Below are 2,966 nucleotides of genomic sequence, written 5' to 3' on the forward strand. Positions count from 1 at the left end.
CTGTGTGATGCGTCGGGTGTTAGAAATGGGTTTACCGACCTTACCCGTGGGAATTCGGGCTATTTGTCGAGAAGAAGCCGAATTAATCGCTAAACAGCAGATTCCCGTGATTTGGGATCGAGATATCGCCAGGGATGCGGAGTTATGCTGCTTTCGCCAACACAACTTTCAGGAGCCTCCAACTTCAATCACTTCTCCTGGAGAGACTTTATCTAATACGCTACAGGCATCTGGCATTAGGGGAAGTAAGTCAGAAAGTTTGTTGCTGGTTGCTACAAGAACAATAACTGCCACTCCAGTTTGCTGTAAATTTTGCTGATAACGCAAATTTTGATCTGTAGTGAGGAGAATCGTGAAACCCTCCTGACTCATCAGCCTCAGCAACTCACCGTTCTTTTTCCCTGACCATCCCATCTCAACAACTGTGCATACCTCGTAATCGGCAAGCTCACGCTTTAACGGGCGTGGGGCGCATTCATCAAGCAGGATTCGCATAGGCTGTCAACATTTCCTTTGCTAATTCAAGGGCTGAGATCGCCTGTTCTCGACTGACACTGGGAAAATGGTCTAGAAATACCTCTAATGAATCACCAGCCTCAAGATAATCAAGTAGGGTTCTCATCGGCACACGAGTTCCTACAAAAACAGGGGTTCCCCCTAGAATGTCGGGATCACTGTGAACAACACGGGATATTAATGCCATAACAAATATATCCAACTGGCTACTAGCTTTTATCGTCATTGTATCCTAAAGTCATTTGTCGGCTCTATACAAGGTGAGGCTCAGGCATGGGACACTTCACTTGACTACTCTGCCTACATCTTGCCGCTAGACCCAAACTAACTTTTGGATACGATGCACAGTTGGCATTCATACCTTGATTCAGCAACGCCTAGACTTACAGCTTTAATCAATGTGCATGGTGCGTTCCCCAAAAATCGATCGGTGGAGCGGTAGAAGTTGCATTAGGGAACGCACCCTACAAGATCGGCGATCGCACTTCTCCTCATCAGTGAATTTAGAGTTGTTGTATTGGGAGCATCTCACCTTTGTAACCCCTAAATCAGGTTTTTATGTCAAGCTATTTTGAAAGCCTTGCTAGAAACCAGTTTTATGGATAAGTATAATTACTCACTTGCATAAATGAGATGCTCCCTGTTGTATTTAGCTCAAGAACAAATCTCGTTCAGCTTTTCTTCTCCGAACAAGACCTGGCAATTCTCTGCCACCAGCCAGCACCCATTTTCTAAATTCATCATTGGCAATACTTACACGATTGTCCCCTCGATTTAAACGTTTACGTAAAGTCGAGTCTTGAAGTGCACCTGCACCAAGGTTGAAGGTAAAACTGACTAAAGCAGAAAACTCATTGTCATTTAGAGGAACTGTGATTAGATCACTCACCGCATCTTCAGCACTCGCTAAATCAGACCTCAGCAGATTCTCTGCCTCAAGGAGAGTAATAACTTTAACGTCAACGTCCCTAGCTGTTACTGAGTCTATATTCCCCCAGCCTATTGTTGGCACTCTTACAGGATCGAAATAAGCTGTTACACCGCCATTAGGCACAAGCTGACCTCGACGCGGACCCGATCGGAAGGTTCGGCTATGTAAACCTTCAAATTCTTTTACAAGTTCCAGTCCTGCATCGTTAATCCTTCTTCCTCCACTGGGTGGAGGAGCTACGGACATCAGAACATCAAAGTAAATACCTGCCGTTTGAGGACCAATCACACCTCGAAGGAGACCAGTATTACCAAGACCGTTAGCAGCTTTGAAGGCATTTACACCAGCTTCAGATAAGTCCAAACCTTTTTGCTGGCAGAAGGCAATGAACTTATCTAAAGTAGTTCGCCCTACTACTCCTGGGACATCCAGTTCTAGCCTTTGCTTAATCTGATTGAAATTAGCTAACGGGAGGTTAAGCAGTATATCTAGAGCATGATTCTCCACCTCATTGAGATCACTTCTATCAAGCCCTTGAATAGTTACTTCGGACATTTAGCTCTCCTTAATAAAGGTCAAAAACGGAAACTTTCTCTATAAAACTCTGCATCGTAACGATATGGGTCAACTTTCCGTATATCACCCCATTTAGGCGCAATCGCCAGAAGTCTTCCCTATATCACGCCCAAAAGCGTGTTAGCCAGATTAGCATCTTGCCAAAAACCTTGTTTAACTTAACTAAATTCCTGACAATTAGGCTCATTCTAGCGATGATTCCTATATCTAATCGCACCTCTTGACAAAAATTGATAATTATCCCCCGATAGCGATCGCTATCGGGGGATAATTGTTTTTTGTTACAGCAGTATGAAGCAGCCTAACTGATGGCTATATTTCCACAGCAATTCTCATTTTAAGGTTTCATGACATAAAAAGCCTTATAACAAGAGGGTTGTACAATTCTTAACAATTTTAGTGATCGCTGAAACGGCGCAAAATCGTTCTGAATTTATTTTTGCTAATATTTCCAGATTATCGCCCGCAGCAAACCAATCTTGAGCGAGAAATCGAGGGATGTATCCATTGATGGATAAGGGTTTTCTGCCATTGTAGTAGATACGTTTGGAGTCAGTTGAGATAGACAAAAATAGTCAAAATATTTATAATAGAAGATTAGACTAAAATTTTCTGTGACTTGCCCATGTTATTGTCTTGCGCCACCGGTAGCGAACAATTTTTAGGGAGTGAAGCGATCGCAACTTACGCCACAGCTAAGGCCGTGATCCTGCCGATTCCCTACGAGGCCACCACCACCTATCGCAAGGGTTGTGAAACTGGACCGGCGGCGGTGATTACTGCTTCCCAACAATTGGAAGCTTATGACGAGGAACTTAAGAGGGAAACCTGTTTAGAAGTGGGCATCTATACCCATGATGCGATCGCCGATACCCGTCAGCAACCGCAATTGTCCGCCGAGGAGATGTTAGCCGTCACCACAGCTACAGTTTCGCGTTTAATT

At 44.0% G+C, this 2,966-nt stretch carries 5 protein-coding genes and 1 pseudogene; 2 read left to right on the forward strand and 4 right to left on the reverse strand.

Translation table 11 applies throughout. The annotated features are described in order from the left end of the window. Nucleotides 1-136, forward strand: a pseudogene (locus O9295_RS05710) (agmatinase); the annotation flags it as partial. Nucleotides 137-168: 32 nt separating this feature from the next. Here O9295_RS05710 and O9295_RS05715 read toward each other — a convergent pair. The 4 genes from O9295_RS05715 to O9295_RS05730 all read right to left on the reverse strand — a co-directional run bounded on the left by O9295_RS05715 (nt 169) and on the right by O9295_RS05730 (nt 2,592). Then, the gene (locus tag O9295_RS05715; RefSeq protein ID WP_002757286.1) at nt 169-495 is read right to left on the reverse strand and encodes a DUF5615 family PIN-like protein; all 327 of its coding nucleotides are present in this window, start codon (nt 493-495) and stop codon (nt 169-171) included. Beyond that, a complete protein-coding gene (locus O9295_RS05720; RefSeq protein WP_002757287.1) occupies nt 479-742 on the reverse strand; it encodes a DUF433 domain-containing protein in 264 nt (87 codons plus the stop codon). The genes O9295_RS05715 and O9295_RS05720 overlap by 17 nt, the downstream gene beginning before the upstream one ends. 423 nt (nt 743-1,165) lie before the next feature. Then, on the reverse strand, nt 1,166-2,002 hold the full coding sequence (locus O9295_RS05725) for a lysozyme (RefSeq protein WP_002750346.1): 837 nt from the start codon (nt 2,000-2,002) through the stop codon (nt 1,166-1,168). Between the two features lie 383 nt (nt 2,003-2,385). Next, nucleotides 2,386-2,592 carry a hypothetical protein gene (locus O9295_RS05730; protein ID WP_288032288.1) on the reverse strand — a complete coding sequence of 69 codons (207 nt, stop codon included), beginning with the start codon at nt 2,590-2,592 and terminating at the stop codon, nt 2,386-2,388. A 56-nt stretch (nt 2,593-2,648) separates the two neighbouring features. Between O9295_RS05730 and O9295_RS05735 the strand changes: the two genes are divergently transcribed. Continuing rightward, on the forward strand, nt 2,649-2,966 hold a 318-nt coding region (locus tag O9295_RS05735; protein WP_288032289.1), incomplete at its 3' end, for an arginase family protein.

Origin of the sequence: Microcystis sp. LE18-22.4A (genome assembly GCF_027531105.1) — a bacterium.
Lineage (GTDB): Bacteria > Cyanobacteriota > Cyanobacteriia > Cyanobacteriales > Microcystaceae > Microcystis > Microcystis aeruginosa.

Excerpts from the sequence above, each read along its gene's own strand:
- O9295_RS05715 (WP_002757286.1), bottom strand. The coding sequence starts at position 495 with ATGCGAATCCTGCTTGATGAATGCGCCCCACGCCCGTTAAAGCGTGAG.
- O9295_RS05720 (WP_002757287.1), bottom strand. The coding sequence starts at position 742 with ATGACGATAAAAGCTAGTAGCCAGTTGGATATATTTGTTATGGCATTA.
- O9295_RS05725 (WP_002750346.1), bottom strand. The coding sequence starts at position 2,002 with ATGTCCGAAGTAACTATTCAAGGGCTTGATAGAAGTGATCTCAATGAG.